Source organism: Peribacillus simplex, assembly GCF_900156045.1.
GTDB classification, from domain to species: Bacteria; Bacillota; Bacilli; order Bacillales; family DSM-1321; genus Peribacillus; species Peribacillus simplex_D.
The window spans coordinates 378,065-397,313 of sequence record NZ_FTMX01000005.1; the positions used below are offsets into that span (position 1 = coordinate 378,065).

General features: G+C 39.4%; 17 protein-coding genes. 5 read left to right on the forward strand and 12 right to left on the reverse strand.

The window, feature by feature from the left end:
- Positions 1–13 precede the first annotated feature (13 nt).
- On the forward strand, positions 14–193 hold the full coding sequence (locus tag BW986_RS18800; protein WP_076369594.1) for an NAD(P)-dependent oxidoreductase: 180 nt from the start codon (positions 14–16) through the stop codon (positions 191–193).
- Between the two features lie 434 nt (positions 194–627).
- Complete coding sequence (locus BW986_RS18805; protein ID WP_029714163.1) at positions 628–828, forward strand: cold-shock protein; 201 nt, start codon at positions 628–630, stop codon at positions 826–828.
- Positions 829–1,049: 221 nt separating this feature from the next.
- On the opposite strand, the gene BW986_RS18810 is transcribed toward BW986_RS18805, so the two are convergent.
- The 9 genes from BW986_RS18810 to BW986_RS18850 all read right to left on the reverse strand — a co-directional run bounded on the left by BW986_RS18810 (position 1,050) and on the right by BW986_RS18850 (position 11,005).
- Positions 1,050–1,904: a crotonase/enoyl-CoA hydratase family protein gene (locus tag BW986_RS18810; protein ID WP_221408330.1), complete on the reverse strand. Its 855-nt coding sequence runs from the start codon at positions 1,902–1,904 to the stop codon at positions 1,050–1,052.
- A gap of 214 nt (positions 1,905–2,118) precedes the next feature.
- Positions 2,119–3,111, reverse strand: a complete 993-nt coding sequence (locus tag BW986_RS18815) for an ABC transporter ATP-binding protein (RefSeq protein ID WP_076369598.1) — start codon at positions 3,109–3,111, stop codon at positions 2,119–2,121.
- Positions 3,112–3,124: 13 nt separating this feature from the next.
- The gene (locus BW986_RS18820; protein WP_076369600.1) at positions 3,125–4,138 is read right to left on the reverse strand and encodes an ABC transporter ATP-binding protein; all 1,014 of its coding nucleotides are present in this window, start codon (positions 4,136–4,138) and stop codon (positions 3,125–3,127) included.
- Between the two features lie 49 nt (positions 4,139–4,187).
- Positions 4,188–5,117: an ABC transporter permease gene (locus BW986_RS18825; protein WP_076369602.1), complete on the reverse strand. Its 930-nt coding sequence runs from the start codon at positions 5,115–5,117 to the stop codon at positions 4,188–4,190.
- Positions 5,117–6,046 (reverse strand): ABC transporter permease, encoded by a 930-nt coding sequence (locus tag BW986_RS18830; protein WP_034311122.1) that lies wholly within the window; start codon positions 6,044–6,046, stop codon positions 5,117–5,119. Before BW986_RS18830 ends, BW986_RS18825 begins: the two co-directional genes overlap by 1 nt.
- Positions 6,047–6,179: 133 nt before the next feature.
- On the reverse strand, positions 6,180–7,814 hold the full coding sequence (locus BW986_RS18835) for a peptide ABC transporter substrate-binding protein (RefSeq protein ID WP_260320896.1): 1,635 nt from the start codon (positions 7,812–7,814) through the stop codon (positions 6,180–6,182).
- A gap of 705 nt (positions 7,815–8,519) precedes the next feature.
- Positions 8,520–8,954, reverse strand: coding sequence for a DMT family transporter (locus tag BW986_RS18840; RefSeq protein WP_076369604.1), 435 nt, complete (start codon positions 8,952–8,954; stop codon positions 8,520–8,522).
- 174 nt (positions 8,955–9,128) lie between these two features.
- Positions 9,129–9,707 carry a GNAT family N-acetyltransferase gene (locus BW986_RS18845; RefSeq protein WP_076369606.1) on the reverse strand — a complete coding sequence of 193 codons (579 nt, stop codon included), beginning with the start codon at positions 9,705–9,707 and terminating at the stop codon, positions 9,129–9,131.
- Between the two features lie 65 nt (positions 9,708–9,772).
- Positions 9,773–11,005: an NAD(P)/FAD-dependent oxidoreductase gene (locus tag BW986_RS18850; protein ID WP_076369608.1), complete on the reverse strand. Its 1,233-nt coding sequence runs from the start codon at positions 11,003–11,005 to the stop codon at positions 9,773–9,775.
- Between the two features lie 336 nt (positions 11,006–11,341).
- Between BW986_RS18850 and BW986_RS18855 the strand changes: the two genes are divergently transcribed.
- The 3 genes from BW986_RS18855 (at position 11,342) to BW986_RS18865 (ending at position 14,299) form a co-directional block, all read left to right on the forward strand.
- Complete coding sequence (locus BW986_RS18855) at positions 11,342–11,968, forward strand: CAP domain-containing protein (protein ID WP_076369610.1); 627 nt, start codon at positions 11,342–11,344, stop codon at positions 11,966–11,968.
- A 459-nt stretch (positions 11,969–12,427) separates the two neighbouring features.
- Positions 12,428–13,309 carry a helix-turn-helix domain-containing protein gene (locus tag BW986_RS18860; RefSeq protein ID WP_076369612.1) on the forward strand — a complete coding sequence of 294 codons (882 nt, stop codon included), beginning with the start codon at positions 12,428–12,430 and terminating at the stop codon, positions 13,307–13,309.
- Between the two features lie 390 nt (positions 13,310–13,699).
- A complete protein-coding gene (locus BW986_RS18865) occupies positions 13,700–14,299 on the forward strand; it encodes an exonuclease domain-containing protein (protein ID WP_076369614.1) in 600 nt (199 codons plus the stop codon).
- A 211-nt stretch (positions 14,300–14,510) separates the two neighbouring features.
- On the opposite strand, the gene BW986_RS18870 is transcribed toward BW986_RS18865, so the two are convergent.
- The 3 genes from BW986_RS18870 to BW986_RS18880 all read right to left on the reverse strand — a co-directional run bounded on the left by BW986_RS18870 (position 14,511) and on the right by BW986_RS18880 (position 19,244).
- A complete protein-coding gene (locus tag BW986_RS18870) occupies positions 14,511–16,904 on the reverse strand; it encodes a YhgE/Pip domain-containing protein (protein ID WP_076369616.1) in 2,394 nt (797 codons plus the stop codon).
- A 427-nt stretch (positions 16,905–17,331) separates the two neighbouring features.
- Positions 17,332–18,330, reverse strand: a complete 999-nt coding sequence (locus BW986_RS18875; protein ID WP_076369618.1) for an NAD(P)H-dependent flavin oxidoreductase — start codon at positions 18,328–18,330, stop codon at positions 17,332–17,334.
- Positions 18,331–18,500: 170 nt separating this feature from the next.
- A complete protein-coding gene (locus tag BW986_RS18880; RefSeq protein ID WP_142244682.1) occupies positions 18,501–19,244 on the reverse strand; it encodes a Cof-type HAD-IIB family hydrolase in 744 nt (247 codons plus the stop codon).
- Between the last annotated feature and the right edge of the window lie 5 nt (positions 19,245–19,249).

Genomic DNA, 19,249 nt, shown 5'->3' on the forward strand with positions numbered 1-19,249 from the left:
AGCAAAAATTTGAATGAGTTCTTTTCCGGAAATATGGAAGGATCATATAACCGCTGCAGCAGTGATCGCAGGCTATAAAGCGGAAATGATTGTCGTGACATTACCATTGACCCCAGAAACACGGAATATGTTCATGAAAAAAGAATTCAAGTTAATGATGCTCACCGCTTTTTTCATTAATAGGAATGGGTAATCCTATCATTCAAAACGAATTGGTTCACGCGCAAATGGACAAAGATATTGCGGGTGCCGGACTTGATGTGAGCCACTTCCTGAGGTTAGTCCATTATGGAGGCTCAACACTGTAATCATCACGCTGCACACACCCGGAAATACGGAATTTTACGACCAAAGGCTTATTCAGGATATTTGATGCCTAATTTAATGAACTATCTAAATGGGAACATTCAACAACTTTGCTTGATTACAAAAAAAGGTATCCAGAATTGTTCAATGTCTGTGTACTTAAATAATCTTCCTTTGTTAGCTTGCAGATTCCGACATAATCTGTTATATTTAAAAAGAATTATTTTTGTTCGGGAAGATTGATAAGTGAAAAACTTTTCGTCTAATGATTGAGCAAGGGTAGTAACACAATGTGTGGATACACACTAGGAGGCAACAACAATGGAACAAGGTAAAGTAAAATGGTTTAACGCAGAAAAAGGATTTGGCTTCATCGAACGCGAAAACGGAGACGATGTATTCGTACATTTCTCAGCTATCCAAAGCGAAGGATTCAAATCATTAGACGAAGGTCAAGAAGTTACTTTTGAAGTTGAGCAAGGTCAACGTGGACCCCAAGCTACTAACGTTCAAAAAGCGTAATTTTAAATACAATATATAACAGATCCTACTTGTAGGGTCTGTTTTTTTTGATTGAAAAAGCAATCATAAAAAAACCCTATTCACATGGAATAGGGAACATGAAACAAGTTTAGTAAATGGTAAACTCAGTATAACACACTAGGAATAGAAACCCTAATTTATCCGAAAAGTAAAAATTATCAAGCACTTTCGATGCCCTGGATTCCCTGATATTACCCCATTCATTTCTTTTCTACTTCATAAGTTCGATCTGTTCCCCATGGATAAAACGGTGGCATATCCGTGCTGCTTTTCATTTTGAATTCGGCTTTCCTTTTTTCGAGGAAAGCTTCAATCCCTTCTAGTGCATCCGCTTGTTTTCCGGTCCAATGAATCATTTTCGATTCTATTTTATGTGATTCAACAGGATGGTTTGCACCGAGCATCGTCCACATTAACTGCCGTGATAGCGTCACAGAGACGGAAGATGTATTTTCCGCAATGTCAGTTGCAATTTCCATTGCAGCTGACATCAATTCGTCTGGCTCGACGATCTTGTTTACCAATCTTCCCTCATATGCTTCACTGGCCGAAATCATCCTGCCGGTAAAAATCCATTCGGAAGCTTTACCCATTCCGACAAGCCTAGGTAAGAACCAGCCGCTGCATGCCTCCATCGTTATCCCCCGCCTCGCAAATACAAAACCCATTTTTGCATTTGATGAAGCGATTCTAATATCCATGGGTAAAGTCATAGTTATCCCTATCCCGACTGCCGCTCCATTAATGGCCGCTATCATAGGTTTCTTCATCTCAAAAATCCGTAATGACAACATTCCCCCTGCATCGCGATATTCAACCAAAGGAGTGTGATCCATAAAGGTTTCTGCACCTTTTTCCAAATCCATTCCAGCACAAAAAGCATCCCCAGCGCCAGTTAAAATAACGGCTCGTACGTCATCATTTTCATCCGCTTCATTAAAAGCGTGAATCATCTCCTCACACATCTTTTCATTGAAAGCATTCATTTTCTCAGGACGATTAAGAGTAACAATCATGACACGGTCGACGATTTCACTAGTTATCGTGGAATACAATAACAGTCCCTCCTTCTCTCACAAATTGAAAAAATTCTACATTAGTTAATTTTTACATATAATTACATATTATATGTTTTATTTTCAGATTCCTAGTAATTTATTTTAACATACTGATAAATAATTTAATTCTGCTGGAAAACTGCTCCGATTCCAAGAATATTTAACGTGAATGTGTAAAAAAGACCAGTTGCAAATGCAACTGGTTTTTTGTTTACCAATATAAATGACAAGCAACGAAATGCCCTGGTTTTTGTTCTTTCCATTCAGGTACAGCACTGGAGCATATCTCCATCGCTTTAGGGCAGCGAGTTCGGAATACACAGCCGCTCGGCGGATTGATGGGACTTGGTACATCGCCTTTAAGTACGATCCTTTCCCGTTTAATAGTCGGGTCTGGTATCGGCACTGCTGAAAGCAAGGCCTGTGTGTAAGGGTGAAGCGGATCTTTCGTTAATGAATCACTATCCGAAAGTTCCATCATTCTTCCAAGGTACATGACTAAAATGCGATCTGAAATATACTTGACCATTGATAAATCATGCGCGATGAATAAATAAGTCAATCCCATTTCTTTTTGAAGCTCTTTTAATAAGTTTACCACTTGAGCCTGTATCGAAACGTCCAAGGCAGAAATTGGTTCATCACAAACGATGAATTTAGGATTTAAAGCCAAAGCCCTTGCGATTCCAATCCGCTGGCGTTGTCCACCACTGAATTCATGGGGAAAACGAGTGATATGTTCCGGACTTAAACCAACCAGCTTTAACAGGTCTTCCACCCGTTTTCTTCGCTCTTTACCTTTTGATATCCCATGAATGGCAAGTGGCTCCCCAATCAATTCCTCTACCTTCATCCTTGGGTTCAAGGATGCATAGGGATCTTGGAAAATCATTTGTATTTCACGGCGGATATGTGACATTTCCCCAGGTTTGTAATCGAAAATATTTTTCCCCTGAAAAAGAACTTCTCCATCTGTCGGTTCATAAAGCCGAGTGATTGTACGACCTGCAGTCGACTTACCGCAACCACTTTCCCCTACAAGACCGACCGTTTCCCCTGGATAGATTTTGAGATCCAAACCATCTACCGCTTTCAGCGATTGAGAACCGATAGGAAAATGCTTCTTCAGATTCTTTATTTCAACAAGAGGAGAATTTTCGTTGTCTGTCTTTTCTTTTACGGCCTTATTTTTCAGTGAAACCATTGGTTCTCCTCCTTTATACATTGGTCGGTGCTTGTACCTGTGCTGCCTTGGCCATCGGGTGGTGCAACCAGCATGCGGCTGTCTGACCTTCTTCCACTGCTTCAAGCTCCGGATCATGGTCTTTGCAAACTTTCATTGCTGATTCACATCTTGGGTAAAATGGGCATCCTTTTGGCGGATCCAATAAATCCGGTGGTGATCCGATAATCGGAACCAACGGAGCCGTTTTTTCCATATCCAGCCTTGGCACCGTTTTAAGCAGACCTTTTGTATATGGATGCTGCGGGTTTGAAAATATAGCCTCTACCGTACCCGTCTCAACAACCTTGCCTGCATACATGACGACTACCCGTTCACAAGTTTCCGCAACCACACCTAAATCATGAGTGATTAAAATGATGGAAGTATCCATTCTTCGTTGGATATCTTTCATCAGTTCCAAAATTTGCGCTTGTATCGTTACATCCAATGCAGTTGTAGGTTCATCGGCAATCAGTAATTTCGGTTCGCAAGCAAGGGCCATCGCTATCATTGCCCTTTGGCGCATACCACCTGAAAACTCATGCGGATATTGCTGCATCCTTTTTTCCGGCTGTGGAATACCTACTAGTTTCAGTGTTTCCAACGCCCGTTCGTATGCATCATTTCGGGACATGTTTTTATTATGCTTTAAAATGCCTTCCATGATCTGGCTGCCGATTTTTGTCGTTGGATTGAGCGAAGTCATCGGATCCTGGAAAATCATGCTGATTTCATTTCCGCGAATCCTCTGCATTTCCTTTTCACTCATTTTAAGAAGGTCCTTACCGCCAAAGTTTATCGACCCTTTTCCATACTCGGCTGGGGGTGTTTCCAATAATCTCATGATAGATTTCGCTGTAACACTTTTGCCGCATCCGGACTCCCCAACAATCGCAACGGCTTCCCCTTTTTTCACGTCAAAATTCACACCGCGAACCGCTTGCACTTTTCCTGCATAAGTATGGAAGGTGATTTGTAAATCGTTGACTTCTAATAGGTTCTCCATCATCGTCCCTCCTATTCTAGTAATATCACATCATTATGTTAGGACTCATTTATTTCCGTAGTTTTGGATCTAAGGCATCCTGCAATCCGTCACCAGCCACATTGAACGCGAACATCGTTAAGGAAATCAATATTGCCGGGATTAAAAGTTGATAGAAATTCCCTACCAGAATGCTTCCCAGTGCATCACTTGTCAATGTTCCCCAGCTTGCCTGAGGTGCCGGAACTCCCAGTCCCAAAAAGCTAAGTGTCGCTTCGGCAAAAATGGCAGTAGGTACAGTCAACGTTAAATTGACAAGGATCGGTCCCATTGTATTTGGAATCATGTGTTTTCTTAAAGTCCAGCTCGTATTGGCTCCAGAGATTGTTGCAGCATGGATATATTCATTCTCTTTCAGTTGTAACACCTGTCCCCGTACCAGTCGCGCCATTGGAATCCACCCCGTAATCGACATTGCAATGATGATTGGCAGAATACCAGGTTTTAATACGACCATCATTAAAATAACCATCAATAGGTAGGGAATCGCATAGATCACCTCAGCGAAACGCATCATGATATTATCCGTGCGTCCACCGCGAATGGCTGAAATCCCGCCATAAAGGACACCAATTAAAAAGTCAATCAACGCGGCCATCAATCCAATGAACAAGGATATCCTCGCACCATACCAAGCTCGCGTAAATAGATCCCTTCCTGATGAATCCGTTCCAAACCAATGCTCGCTATTTGGGCTAAGATTCTTTTTCTCGAAATCTTGTCCATAATAAGTATATCCGTTAATATACGGACCAAAAATCGCCATCAAGACCAAGAGAATTATAAGAATAAATCCAGTCATGGCCAGCTTATTTTCTTTAAATCGACGCCAGACGTCAGACCAATATGAAACTGTAGGTCTTGCTATTTTTTCGGCTTCCTTAAAGTTGCCTTCGGCGGGTTGGAACATATCTTCGGTTAAATGCACTTTATCTGCCATTATTTCTTCTCCCCCGTCACTTTAATTCTAGGATCAATCAACGTATAGGCTATGTCAACGATGAATATCAACAGAATAAGCACCGCACTATACACAATTGTGGAACCAAGAATCACCGGGTAGTCCCTGTTGGATATTCCCTTTACGAACATATCTCCCATGCCAGGAATACCAAAAATACGTTCAATGATGAAGCTTCCTGTCACGATATTAGCCGTAAGGATGCCCAGAACCGTGATAATCGGCAATAACGCATTCCGAATCGCATGTTTGATTATGACACCGCTCCGTTTCAATCCTTTGGCTTTTGCTGTCAAAATGTAATCCTGCCCCATTACCTCAAGCATGCTTGTCCGCATCAGTCTCGCGATGAAAGCAAGCGGCATCATCGAAAGGGCAATGGATGGTAAAATGGTATGCTGCCATGTCGCCCATGTAGCAACAGGGAATATATTCCATTTAATCGCAAAATAATTGATTAAAATAGTCGCCAGGATAAAGTTAGGAACGGAAATCCCTACGATGGCAATGATCATTGATAAATAGTCGGGCCATTTATTTCTTTTCAGTGATGCCACGACGCCCAAAATGAGCCCAAAGAAGATGGCAATCACCAAAGCTTGTGCCCCTAAGTGCAAGGACACCGGAAACCCCTTCAAAATGTAATCATTCACAGAAATGGATGAAGATTTCAATGAAGGACCAAAATCAAATTGAACGACTTCCAATAAATAATTCCCATATTGGGTCAACAACGGCTTGTCCAATCCATAGTGGACTTGAAGGTTTTCATAAACAGCAGGAGGCATAGCTCCTTCTTTCGCAAATGGATTTCCCGGAATCGTATGCATTATGATGAACGTTAATGTAATAACAGCCCACAAAGTAATAATCGCCCATTTAAAACGGTTTAATGTATATCTCAACATGGTAATCACCCCAATCATCGATTTTCTAAGGAGTTGAAAACGGAAATGAATTCATGAAATATTCAAATTCGCAATTGAAAAATGGGGTATGTCCTTAATCGGACATACCTCCCATTTCACTTTTATCACTCTCTTACTTTTTATCCGCATAAATGAAGTTCGGATAAGCGTTAATCGGAGCATAAACTCCAGTAACATTCGATTTAACCATATATGGTTTTGTATAGAAGTAAACCGGAAGGATCGGCATTTCGTCAATCATGACTTTCTCTGCTTTATGCAAAGCATCCATGCGTTCTTTTGGATCCATTGTAGATTTTGCTTCTTTTAATAAATTATCATATTCTTTGTTTGACCAACCTGCATCATTATAGGCGCCGTCCGTTTCCCAAAGCATGAATGTCATCGGGTCAACATAGTCACCAACCCATCCTGCACGGGAAATTTCAAAGTCACCAGCTTTTTCACGGTCAAGCTTAACTTGGAATTCTGCATTCTCAAGTGTCACTTCAACACCCAAGTTATCGCGCCACATTCCTTGAACCGCTTCAGCAATTTTCTTGTGTGAATCTAAAGTGTTATACAAAATTGAAAACTCTGGTAATTCTTTCATGCCTTCTTCAGCAAGTCCTTCTTTTAACAATTTCTTAGCTTCGGTAACATCTTCCTTAAATAGGTTACCTGTATTTTCCTGGAAATCTCCAGATGCATCAGGAATACCCGGAGGGACTACGCCGAAAGCAGGCTTTTGTCCGCCTTGAGCAACATTTTCGGTGATTTTTTGACGCTCGATAGCCATTGAAAGCGCTTTCCTGACCTTTGCATTATTGAAAGGTTTCACTTCTGTATTAAAGTTGTAGTAGTAAACAGCAAGTTCTTTGCCCATTTTGAATTCTTTATCATCAGAATTGACCATTTGACCTTGAATATCCACTGGCAGTGGATAAGCGAGGTCCAATTCGCCACTCTGATACATTTGCCATGCTGTATTTTCATCTTCAATTAGAGCAAAGTTAACTGCATCCAATTTGATTTTATCTTTATCGTAGTAATTTTCATTCTTTTCGATTTTCAGGCTTTCTTTATGTTTCCATTCCGTTAATTTGAACGGCCCGTTTGAAACGTGAGTTTTTGCATCCAAAGCCCATTTTGGATTTTCTTCCTGTACCTTTTTATTGATTGGATAGAAAGTATAGAAAGAAGTCAAGTCAAGGAAATACGGTGTAGGCTGTTCCAAAGTAACGACTAATGTATGTTCGTCTGTCGCTTTAACCCCTACGTCCTCTTCCTTCCCTTTCTTACTGTTGTATGCTTCCCCGCCTTTTAGATAATAAAGTTGGTAAGCATAATCAGCAGCCGTTTCCGGTTTCAAAGCATATTTCCAAGCATATTCGAAGTCATTGGCTGTAAGCGGATCTCCATTTGACCATTTCAAACCATCTTTCAATTTGAATGTCCAAGTTAATCCATCTTCACTTATTTCCCATGATTCTGCAGAACCAGGTACGATTTTGCCTTCTTCCGTTTTCTTTGTCAGTCCCTCAAATGTATGTTCAAGGATCCATGATTCATGAGTACCTTGTGCATTTGCAGGGTGAAGCGAACCAGGTTCACTCGAATTGTTTACGTTTAATACTTTTGATCCGGATGAGTCACCCGAGCCTCCTTCTTTTTCATTCGAAGTTTCCTTCGAACCGCCGTTGCATGCCGCAAGCGTAAGCATGATGGCCATAAGAAGAGCAAGCACTGAAAATTTAGACTTTTTCAAAAAATATTCCCCCTCATCTTTAATCTTTCTTAGAATAATCCCATTTAAGAGATTATCCTTCTAACACCTATTAATCTTCCGTATAGTACAAATAATGTCAGCGAGGAAAGTTAGAAGCATTCATTGCAGGAATTCACAAAAAAACAACTAGCGAACCGTTTGCATAAATCCGTATTTCTACCTATAAAAGCAATTAATGCAGTTTACTAGTTAAAAATCACCCTCTTTTCAACCTCGCTAAGGAAACTATACCTCGAATTAAAGATGTTGAATTTTAAGTATATTACGAATAAATCAAAAAATCAATAAACCGATGAGTACTTTTTCACAATATAGTAATTAATTGCTAATCAATTCGATCTAGATACTAGGTAAATAGAAATGATCACCTAATTGTCGTAAAAAGGACTTCCGGCTTCCAGGTGTTTTTCCAAACACTTCTAAATCAGTATTCATATAGGTTCTCTCGTCTATTTATTTCTAAATATTCTAATAATTTATAGTAGATTGGTTACTAAGACCACTTTCCTAGCAACCTATCCCCTCTCATATAATATATTTTAGTAGGATAATGCATTACTTCATTAAAATATTGAGTTCTTTTTAATCAATCACCAAATAATGGGTAATAACTATAGGAGAATAGAAATATCGCTTCATTCTCCCCTATATGTACCCGTCGTTTCAATCAAAAATGACACTTACTCATTTATGATTAAATAAATATAATGACACGAAAAGTAAACATATGCCTGCCACCTTTTTCGCGTCCAAAGGGATGCGTACCCCTCCAAATAAACCGAAATGGTCAATGACAGCCCCAATCAGTATTTGGCCTGCGATAACCCCGACCAATGCAGGTGCCACTCCAATCTGAGGGACGACCAATACTATCACAATGACATAAATGGCCCCTAACAGTCCGCCTATCAATTGCCATTTTGGTACAGACGCGATGGCAGAAATGTTTCCATTTCCAGCGAACAAAACAATAAATAATAAAGCGAGTGTACCGATTCCAAACGAAATGAAAGAAGCTTCAATAACCCCCACTTTTTTCCCTAATCCACCATTGATTTGGCCTTGTATGGCAATGGTGATGCCGCCCAGGACCGCAAGCAACGGAAATAATATCTTCACAATGATTTTGCTCCTTTTAATGTCCTTCCGGACTGATTAATGAATCCGCACTCCATTTTAACATGAAAAATATGTATATTGTCCTTTAGAGATTTAAAATCATCAGTAAAGGAAGGGCTATTCTACAAATAAAAAACTGGCACTATTGGCCAGCTGCAATGTTCTAATACTAAACTATAATCTATTTGATCCCTGAATACTTTGTTGTCTTAACTGGCAATACTCTGTACTTAACAAGGAAAATACAAGGGCGTCATGCGATTGATCCCGAAGAAAAAGATAACTTCGAAGGCTGCCTTCCTCTTTAAATCCAAATTTCTTCAAGAGGTTTCTGGATGCAATATTATCCTTGAAAGTTAATGCAGCGATTCGGTTTAGTCCCAATTCTTCAAAGCAATAGCGCAATACTTCGTTGACAGCTTCTGACGTAAAGTGATTCCTCCAATATTCAGGATGGATTTCATATCCTATTTCGGCCCGTTTGTTCGCAAGGCTCAATTGATTCAGGCCAACAGTACCGACGAACTTGCCTGAATCCTTTAAAGTGACCCCCCACCGCATCCCACGTTTGTTTATATAAGCACTTTTAAACGAGTCGATTAAGCGGCGGGCATCTTCAACTCGGATTAAACTTTCTATTCCATCATATTTGGTCACTTCATCTTTAGAGAGAATTTCAAACAGACTCTCAGCATGATGGTGACCTATTTCGATTAAACGCAGCCTTTCTGTTTCCAATTCCTTAAACCACATCGAAGCATCCCCCCGGTATATTCAGTTGTCTACTTTATTCTATTCTTGAAGAAGAGATACCTCTCTTAGTGGACAATACTTTTTGAAAAATTCCTTTCCTTAACATACAATGCCGAGTCCTCATTCCCTCCCTTTGTAATCATATCCCTGATGATTTTGGAAAGGATGACACTGTAAACCGTCCCATTACCGCCATAGCCTAATAAGAAATAACAATTAGGATGGTTAGGATATATTCCTATTGTCGGTAAACCATCATGGGTCTCACCAAAAAAAGCTCCCCAATAATAATCAGCCCCGACCCGATTCTCTAATTCTGGAAACAAATTGATAAGCTGCTTCAATAATTTATCTCTTTTGTTCAAAATCATTGAATCCCTCTTCTCCAGATAATCGATGGATTCATCAAGACCACCAATGATAATTCGGTTGTCAGGAGTTTTTCTTGCATATAAATAAGGCCGTGCCGTTTCCCAGATCATCATATTATCATGCCATTTAGCTTGATCGGCTATTTGATTTGTTGCGATGGCATATGAACTGAGGATCACTGCATTTTTATCCTTCACTTCTTCTTGGGCTTCATACCCAGTTGCGAAGATGACCGCCTGTGCATGTATCGTATGTCCGGTTTCGGTAAATAACTGGGTTTGATTCTCTTTTAATATCTTTCCATTGATTTTCGTTTTTGAATAGACACGTACGCCTTTCGAAAATGCCTTTTCAATCAATAAATGTGCATGTTTATAAGGATTTATTTCAGCATCATTACCTGTAACCAGCGCTCCTTCTTTTGAAAACGAAAATTTTCGGTCAAGCTCTTTTTCAGTATAATATTCAACAGGAAAATTGCGGGATTTAAGATTACTATATTCTTTCTTAAGCTTGGAAACATCCTCGGGATTGGATGCATAGTACAAGCTTTTTCTAATTTTAAAATCCGGGTTTTCGTTTAAACTTGGAACAACCTCCTTCTCAAGTGTCCGAATGGCGTCCAAACAAAGCTGAACATGTCGTGTCCCAGCTTCTTCTCCAAAACTATGGATGAGGGAAGTTAATGTTTTATCATTTGAATACTGTAAAAGTCCAGTATTCGCAACCGTACTTCCTTCACTTATATCCCGTTTGTCGATCAGGACGACATTCAGACCCGTCTCTGCCAAAAAATAGGCACAGTGTGCCCCCGATGAACCACTCCCTACTATACAAACATCACATGAAAGATCCTCTTCCAACATTGGATATTTTCTAGCTTCAAATGTATCTTTCCAAAACATTTTCCCTGCCTTTAAATTCATACAAGCTCCACCCTTAGGATAATTTATTAGTTCCATCATTTTTAGTTCCATATAACTATATCGTTTTGATGTTCTTATTATTTACCCTGACAAACATGGCCTGCAAACGTAAAATGATTCTTTTTCTATATGAAATAATTCTTCCAATCTATCAAAAAGCCCTATGATTTTGGTTACCCTTAACACTTCCGGGTTATATGGACCCTTAACATTCATCTTCCCATTCGATACCTTTTTCCCATTTCAATAAAGAATGTTAATGAGCTAATTTTACACAAAACTATTTTTATAGCATACTATACTTCCAATCCAGATATTCTACTAGGAGGAATCAAAATGAAGAAAATCATCCTTTTATCAGCACTGTCGCTATCCCTATTATCTCCAAAAGCTGCTCTGGGAGCCAATACTTACGAGGTGGCAAAAGGAGATACCTTAACGAAAATTGCCACTGAATATGATGTAAGCATTGACGAATTACTTAAAACGAACTCTTCTATAAACGATGCAAATCAAATTCGAATCGGACAAATCATAAATCTTCCCACGGCCAACACCACAGTTAATCGCGAAGAAAGTCAATCAGTTGAACAGCAGGTCCTTAGATTAGTGAACGAAGAACGGTCAAAATCGGGCCTCCCTTCCCTTAAAATGGATACAGCCATTTCCAACGTAGCAATTCTGAAATCAGAAGATATGCGAGATAGTAATTATTTCAATCATACAAGCCCCCGTTATGGATCGCCTTTCGAAATGATGAAATCCTTTGGGATCAGTTATAAGTACGCAGGGGAAAATATCGCAGCAGGTCAACCTAGTGCGGATGCTGTCATGAAATCATGGATGAACAGCCCTGGACATAAGGCCAATATCCTGAACAAGAACTATACACATATTGGAATTGGGCATGTGACAGGTGGGAAATACTCCCACTATTGGACCCAGCAGTTCATTGGAAATTAAAAACGTTAGAGGCGGCAGATTGCCGCCTCCTTTTTTTATCCTTATATTCCAAATCTAAAGCTTGCTGTTATCCGGGATTAGAGACTCCAAGCAAAATATGCGGGGACCTTTCACTTTATTTAGAAAGGCTGTTTTCGCATACTTTGTTGCTATTTACCAAGTAAAGCGGTATGGTTGATTTCCCCTCTAGTTGCTCGCTTTCCGCGGGGCGGGCGGTGCTCCCGCAGGAGTCTCGCACTTGCGCTCCAATCAACCTTAAATCGTTTCGTTTTTAAAAACAACAATCTTTACGAAAGAGCCTTTAGAAAAGAAGTCTTGCAGTTTCCACTTCAAAAAAATGTCATTCCAGAACACACGTAAAGTAGTTATATCATACTATCTTTCAATTATCGTTCTTATAAAAATAAAAAAATTATGTTAAAATAGAATTCTAGATATAGGTATAAAGGAGCAATTGTAATGAAAATAGAGGTTGGCTCTGTTATCAATGAATTACGAATAAAACAAAATCTTACAAGAGAAGAACTGGCTAAGGATATATGTGAAACTAATGCCCTGTCAGATTATGAAAGAAGCATCTCTTCTCCAACCATTGATGAATTGGCACTTTTTGCGGATAAACTTAAAGTTGACCTGCATTATTTCTTCACGACTAAAAATGAACCGATTTATAATTACATAGAAACCATTAAACTTTTGATTAACAAATACAAACGCACACGAAATTATGAAGCAATTTATGAAATCGTCCAAAAAGAAATGGCAACTGCACCGGAAAAATCGATATCGTTTTATCAGTTCTTGAAATGGCATGAAGGTATCTCTTTATTTTATTTGTTCAATGACAAACAAAGGGCTATAGAATTATTGAATGAGGCCATTCAGATTACCATGGGTAAACGTGTCATTCTTCATCAACAGGAGATAGAAGTTTTAAATAGCATCGGAATTATCCATTTTAAAACGAAGAATTATGAAGAGGCCATCATCATCTTCAATGAAGCACTGGAATTTATCGAGAATATTCCCCATGCGAATCAAGAAGGCACCATTATCGTGAAGATCATCCATGGATTGGCACAAACATTGACTGAACTTCATTATTATCAGGAATCATTAAATTATACACTTAAAGGGATCAACATTTGTAATTCGATAGAATCATTATATTTATATGCGGAACTCCATCTATTAACTGGTAAAAATCTGGTTCAACTTCAACAGCCTGAAAAAGGACTGCACTATATAAAACAATCCAAGAACATTTTCAGTCTTCAAAAAAACGAAGAATTCATACGAATGGCCGAACATGAATTGGAAAGCATTTTACAATGCTTATGAACTTCAATGGATAAAAAAAGATAGAGATTGCTTTGAACAAAGCAATACTCTATCTTTTTTTTAGGCTGTTTTCGCATACTTTGTTGCTAATTACCAAGTATAGCGGTTTGGTTGATTTCCCCTCCAGATGCTCACCTGTCCAGCTGTTCCCTCAGGAGTCTCGCACTTGCGCTCCAATCAACGTTAAATTGTTTCGTTTTAAAAACAAATCTTTACGAAAAGAGCCTTTTTTTATCATAGCTGGTTCCCACTTGCACTTAACAAGCATTTTTCAGGAATGACTAACCTTTTTCAAGTTAAAAATGCTACTTTAAAACAATCATTACACTTTCAATAGCTATCCTATGTCAGCTATAATAGAAGAATGTAACCCAACTGGAGGAAAAAAAATTGTCTAATAGATTAGGTTTAGTGCTTGACGTAGAAACAACTGGTTTACGTCCCTCTTCAGATGAAATTATCGAGCTTGCTCTTATACTCTTTACATACAGCAGTGAAACAGGGGAAATTATTAATCTTGTTGATCAGGAATCATTTTTAAGGGAGCCTCTCTCCTATGGAGCAAGGAGGAATTATGATCAAGCGTACAGAATTCATGGAATTCCATACAGCTCCGTAGAAGGAAAAAGTTTTCACGATGAAAAAATTAAATCCTTCATTGCCCGTACCGATTCGATTTTCGCACATAATGCTTCTTTCGATAGAAGTTTTCTTTACCAAATGTATCCGGAAATCAATGATCAAAAGTGGTTCTGTACGATGCGGAATGTACCTTGGAAGCAATACGGATTTGAGAATAGTAAACTCTTAACATTACTGCAGGGACATAATATCACAAATTTCCAAACACACAGGGCCATGGACGATATATCTTACCTATTGGAACTCATGAGAAAACCAGGACCTTCTGGCCATCCTTATTTAAAGGAAGTCATTGCAAAAAATCCAATGAAGAAATATGCACCTGCTTCTCAAAAGACAAGGGTATAGCGATTGCATAATTACTTCATTGTACAGGCTGCACCAAAGTTTTTTCAAAGACAAACCGTTGTATTGCAAATTGCTCATTCCATGAGAACAGGAATACATATCTTAATGATGGGTGTTATTTTAGGGGCGCTTTTATTTCCCTGCATTTCACTTATTACCTGATATTCCTCAAAAAACAGCGACCCATGACGAGTCGCTGTTTTTTTGATCATTATACAGTTGCTTCTTCCTGTTTTTCATTTAATGCGCCGTTCAATTTCTTATACCTATAAATAAAGTAAAGAAGTGATAATATTAATGCCACAACGAGGAATATGGCCAATATGCCAAGATTATGCCACATGAAGCTATAATCTCCTGTTGAGATGACTGCACGGAAAGCATTAATAGAATATGTCATCGGTAGGAACGGTGTGAATCCTTGCAGGAAGCCAGGAACTAATTCATTTGGGAATGTTCCGCCACTACTGGTCAGTTGAAGAATCAAAATCAATAATGCTATGAACCGGCCAGGATTGTCAAAGGCCGAACCCAGGAACTGAATGATTGCCATGAATGTACAGCTAGCAAGAATGCTTACTGCAAAAAATAGCGGCAGGCTCGTAACATTGATTCCAAGACCTAAAATTAAAATCGAGTCCACCAATATGGCTTGACAGGTTCCTATGAGTGCCATGACGCTGTATTTACTGATAAACCAGCTAAATCCACTAGCAGGTTTAACTGCAGGATCTTTTAACGGGAAGATGATCGTCAGAACGATAGCCCCGATAAATAAACTTAATGAAATTAAATATGGTGCAAAACTAGTGCCATAGTTCGGGACATTATTAATTGGTAATTTATCCACTTTAACTGGGCTTGCAAACATGTCATATACTTCTTCATTGGACTTTATCTTGCCTGCTTCGTCTGCCCCATCACTTAATTCGTCATGTAATTCTGCAGATCCATCTGAAAGTTTGGCGATTCCATCTTGTAGCTTAATGGCTCCATTCGCCAGTTCTCCCATTCCGCTACTAAGGCTGGATGAACCTTCCTTCAACTTATCCGTTCCTGTAACCAGACCTTTCGAACCTTCGGATAGCTGTGAGGTTCCACTTGATAATTGCTTGGAGCCATCTTCAAGCTGATCAAGCCCGCTTACCAAGTTATTGCTGCCTTCGGTTAACTGTCCAAGCCCACTTTGTGCAGAATCTATACTATCGCCAAATGTTGTCAAGCCAGATACCAATTGACCTTGACCATTTTTCAGTTCATTCGCTCCATTGGCGAGTTTTTCCTGAGCTTGCTTCAATTGAGTGAAACCACCGCTTATTGCAGTTGTGCCTTCACCTAACTGATTAGCTCCAGCACTAAGACTATTTGAGCCTTTAGCAATTTCAGTTGCACTTGCCGATAGTTTCCCTACTCCTGCAGATACTCCTTTACTACCTTCACTGATACGGGTAAGAGAAGTAATCACTCCCTCCAAACGCGCTTTCTCTTCAGGATCATCCGTAGCTTCAGATTGTTGTTTCAATCCGGAAATTACTTCATCCAAACCTGCCGAAACTTCAGTTGCCCCAGCTTTTGCTTCGTTCGATGCTGCACTCCATTCAGACAATGAACCTGAAAGTTGGGAAGCTCCAGCAGCTACACCATTTGCTCCCTCTGTTAAAGCGGGCAGCTTTTCTTCGACTTGATTGAAGCCATCTAATGACTGTTGCAGTCCAGAGGCCAATTCACCAGTACCCGCTTCAGATTTCTTGGCTCCTTGCAAAAGCTCGGATTGCCCATCTTTCATTTGTCCAACGCCAGAACTAAACTGTTGTAACCCTTGATTGAGTTCTTTTGATCCTGCAGCTGCCGAACCGACCCCATTCGAAAAGGTCAATGATTTTTCAGCTAATTTTTCCAGGTTTTCATGGATTTCGACAGAACCTGAATGAAGGGAATCAATTCCTTCATCAACTTTCTTGGAGCCTTCTTTAGCTGAGTTAATCCCTTCACCAAGTTCACTTGATCCATTCTTCACTGTATCTGTTCCATCTTTCAATTCTCCAGCTCCGTCACTGGCACTTTTGAGTCCGTCAGCCATTTCGTTCAAATTATCGAACATTGACTCCGCATAGGTTTTCGTAACGGCTGACGAAACCTCCCCTTTAATTCTCTCCGAAGCTGCGTCACCTATTTTAGTGGATATATAGTTGAACCCTTCATTGGACGTATAAATTAAATCAAGTTTTTCCGGATTGTCCTCCTGTAAGGTCGTTGCATTTTGGGAGAAGTTTTTCGGAATTTCTATCTTCATGTAATATTCTTGTTTTTCCAGGCCTTCATTTGCTTCTTTTTGACTGACGAAATGCCAATCGAAGTCTTTCTTTTCCTTTAACTCCTTGACTAAATCTTTTCCTATCGTAAGTTCCGATTCATTGAACTCCGCACCCTCATCCATATTGACAATGGCAACAGGCAATTGGTCCACCTTACCATATGGATCCCAAAATGCCCACAGGAAAGTGCCGCTGTATAATAATGGAACCAGTATGATCCCTATTATGGAAATGAGTATCATAGGATGTTTTATTATGGCTAAAAATTCACCCTTTAAAGATTTTAACACGCCTACCAAGCCCTCCTATACGACGAATATGCCGTTTATTTAATCTATTTCGGTGAAAAACGGATTGAAGAATACATATTTATCCCATTTGCTTCTGCAATATATATTTTTAAAATTCACTATCTTAATCTTTAATATATATTACTTTTCATGCAAACAGTAACTAATGACTATATTGTTCATTTGGTCATTATCACGAAAAATAATATAACATTTATCCATTCTTTTATCAATATTTTTTCATTGTCTTACATCCTATATTTACTATTTATCTCTTTATACCCTGCTTAGATTGCCTTTTTACTGATTAAGACCTTATCATCGGCTGATAAAATTTTCTCTTTTTTTCATAGGAAAAAAAGGGTATCCATAATGGATACCCTTTTTAATTAGATATATTAGCATAATTAAATGAAGCGCTTACATATCATTTTGATATAATGCCTTTTAATTTTTCCGCCTGCCCGGTCAGTTTCTTTAAGGATTGCTGATATTCTTTTTCTAATTGTTTTATGATGCCGGCAGCGGTATCTATTTTTTTAATCGCCCCTACGCCATGACCCGCTGACCAAATATCACGCCACGCTTTAGATTCAGATGATTTGGACATACTGTCAAAATCGACTTTTTCTTTTTTGGCTAATTGTTCTGGGTCCAAACCTTCCTTTCTGATGCTCGGTTTCAGCATATTACAATTAACGCCTGAAAATGCATCAGTCAAGATGATGTCATCATGATCAGAATCGACAAGCATTTCACGATATTCATCATTTGCCCTGCTCTCTTTTGCCACGATAAAACGTGTTCCCATATATGCAAGATCCGCTCCTGCAGCCTGAGCTGCCAAGATACTGTGACCAGTACTGATGGATCCGGCAAGCAAAATGATTCCGTCCCAGAATGTCCTTACGCTGTCCACGAAAGCAAAGCTATTTATCTCACCAGCATGACCACCTGCTCCCGCAGCAACCAAGATCAATCCGTCCACACCTGACTCCGCAGCTTTTTTTGCAAAATCAATGGAGCTGACATCCGAAAAGACCAACCCGCCATAGCTATGTACGACATCCACCACATGTTTTGGTGAACCTAATGATGTAATGACGATGGGAGGCTGATGCTTTTTGACCAATTCCAACTCTTCTTCAAGACGGCTATATGTACGGTGGACAACCATATTCATTGCCCATGGGGCAATCTTTGAACCAGGTTCTTTACCCTTTGCTGTAATCAATGTGTCGTTTATATCACTCATCCATTGATCCAGTACCTCAATCGGCCGCGCGTTCGGTGCTGGAAAAGAGCCGATCACCCCATTCAAGCAGCATTCTTTCACTAACTCAGGACCGGATATTAAAAACATAGGTGCTGAGATAACTGGTAAAGATAATTGATTCCACCACTGTTCAGGCAAACTTCTTGTCATCTATGAAACCTCCCATTTTAATATATTACCAAAATATAACACTACAAGATTATCATACTTCTAAAATACACAATTTTCAAGAAATTAATTCAACAGCTGAATTAACTTGTCATTCAGCGCCATTTCAATAAAAAACTGTATATGGAATACATCCCATATACAGTTTCGATTCAATTTGAAAGCACCCATTTGCGTATGGCCTTAGCCACACCATCTTCTTCGTTTGTTGCTGTAACCCAATCTGCTTTTTCTTTCACAATTTCCTGGGCGTTTCCCATCGCCACACCCACTTTTGCATCAGAAATCATTGCAAGGTCGTTAAGACTGTCACCTACTGCCATAACATTATCCATCGTAATATCGAGCAATGAACATACAAGCTTTATCGCTTTCGCTTTATTGACGCCCATGGCATTCACTTCAATATTCGTTGGACTCGAATTGCTTATTTCGAAGTTTCCTTTCGATACCAATTCATCCATGATGATTTGGCGGACGTCATCATCAGCTGTATCAAAACCGAATTTAAGCCATTGCGAATCATGGATTTTTTCAGGCATTTCAGCCCTGTAAATATTATCGCAACTAATTGCCCAAAAATGTGTACCATGTTTTTGGCTTAATTCCCACATCCATTGTATGGACTCACTATCGACGATATTCCTTTCCACCAGTTTTCCTTGATTATCATATATTTCGCTTCCGTTTACGGTAATGAGGTATGATTGGAGTTCCATTGACTTTGCAAAATCACTGCATGTCGCATAGGATCTTCCTGTGCTCAATATAACAAAAATCCCTTGATTTTCTGCTTCTTTTATCGCTCTCCGATTTTCTTGGGATATCTCTCCAGCCTTATTGAGGAGCGTGCCATCCATATCAAGTGCAACCAGCTTAATATCTTGTTCCTTCATTCTTA

What these genes read in the sequence shown, in the direction of transcription:
- BW986_RS18860 (WP_076369612.1), top strand. Translation starts at nt 12,428, where the DNA reads ATGAAAATAGAGGTTGGCTCTGTTATCAATGAATTACGAATAAAACAA.
- BW986_RS18825 (WP_076369602.1), bottom strand. Translation starts at nt 5,117, where the DNA reads ATGGCAGATAAAGTGCATTTAACCGAAGATATGTTCCAACCCGCCGAA.
- BW986_RS18875 (WP_076369618.1), bottom strand. Translation starts at nt 18,330, where the DNA reads ATGACAAGAAGTTTGCCTGAACAGTGGTGGAATCAATTATCTTTACCA.
- BW986_RS18880 (WP_142244682.1), bottom strand. Translation starts at nt 19,244, where the DNA reads ATGAAGGAACAAGATATTAAGCTGGTTGCACTTGATATGGATGGCACG.
- BW986_RS18815 (WP_076369598.1), bottom strand. Translation starts at nt 3,111, where the DNA reads ATGGTTTCACTGAAAAATAAGGCCGTAAAAGAAAAGACAGACAACGAA.
- BW986_RS18855 (WP_076369610.1), top strand. Translation starts at nt 11,342, where the DNA reads ATGAAGAAAATCATCCTTTTATCAGCACTGTCGCTATCCCTATTATCT.
- BW986_RS18820 (WP_076369600.1), bottom strand. Translation starts at nt 4,138, where the DNA reads ATGGAGAACCTATTAGAAGTCAACGATTTACAAATCACCTTCCATACT.
- BW986_RS18800 (WP_076369594.1), top strand. Translation starts at nt 14, where the DNA reads ATGAGTTCTTTTCCGGAAATATGGAAGGATCATATAACCGCTGCAGCA.
- BW986_RS18845 (WP_076369606.1), bottom strand. Translation starts at nt 9,707, where the DNA reads ATGTGGTTTAAGGAATTGGAAACAGAAAGGCTGCGTTTAATCGAAATA.
- BW986_RS18850 (WP_076369608.1), bottom strand. Translation starts at nt 11,005, where the DNA reads ATGAATTTAAAGGCAGGGAAAATGTTTTGGAAAGATACATTTGAAGCT.
- BW986_RS18805 (WP_029714163.1), top strand. Translation starts at nt 628, where the DNA reads ATGGAACAAGGTAAAGTAAAATGGTTTAACGCAGAAAAAGGATTTGGC.
- BW986_RS18830 (WP_034311122.1), bottom strand. Translation starts at nt 6,046, where the DNA reads ATGTTGAGATATACATTAAACCGTTTTAAATGGGCGATTATTACTTTG.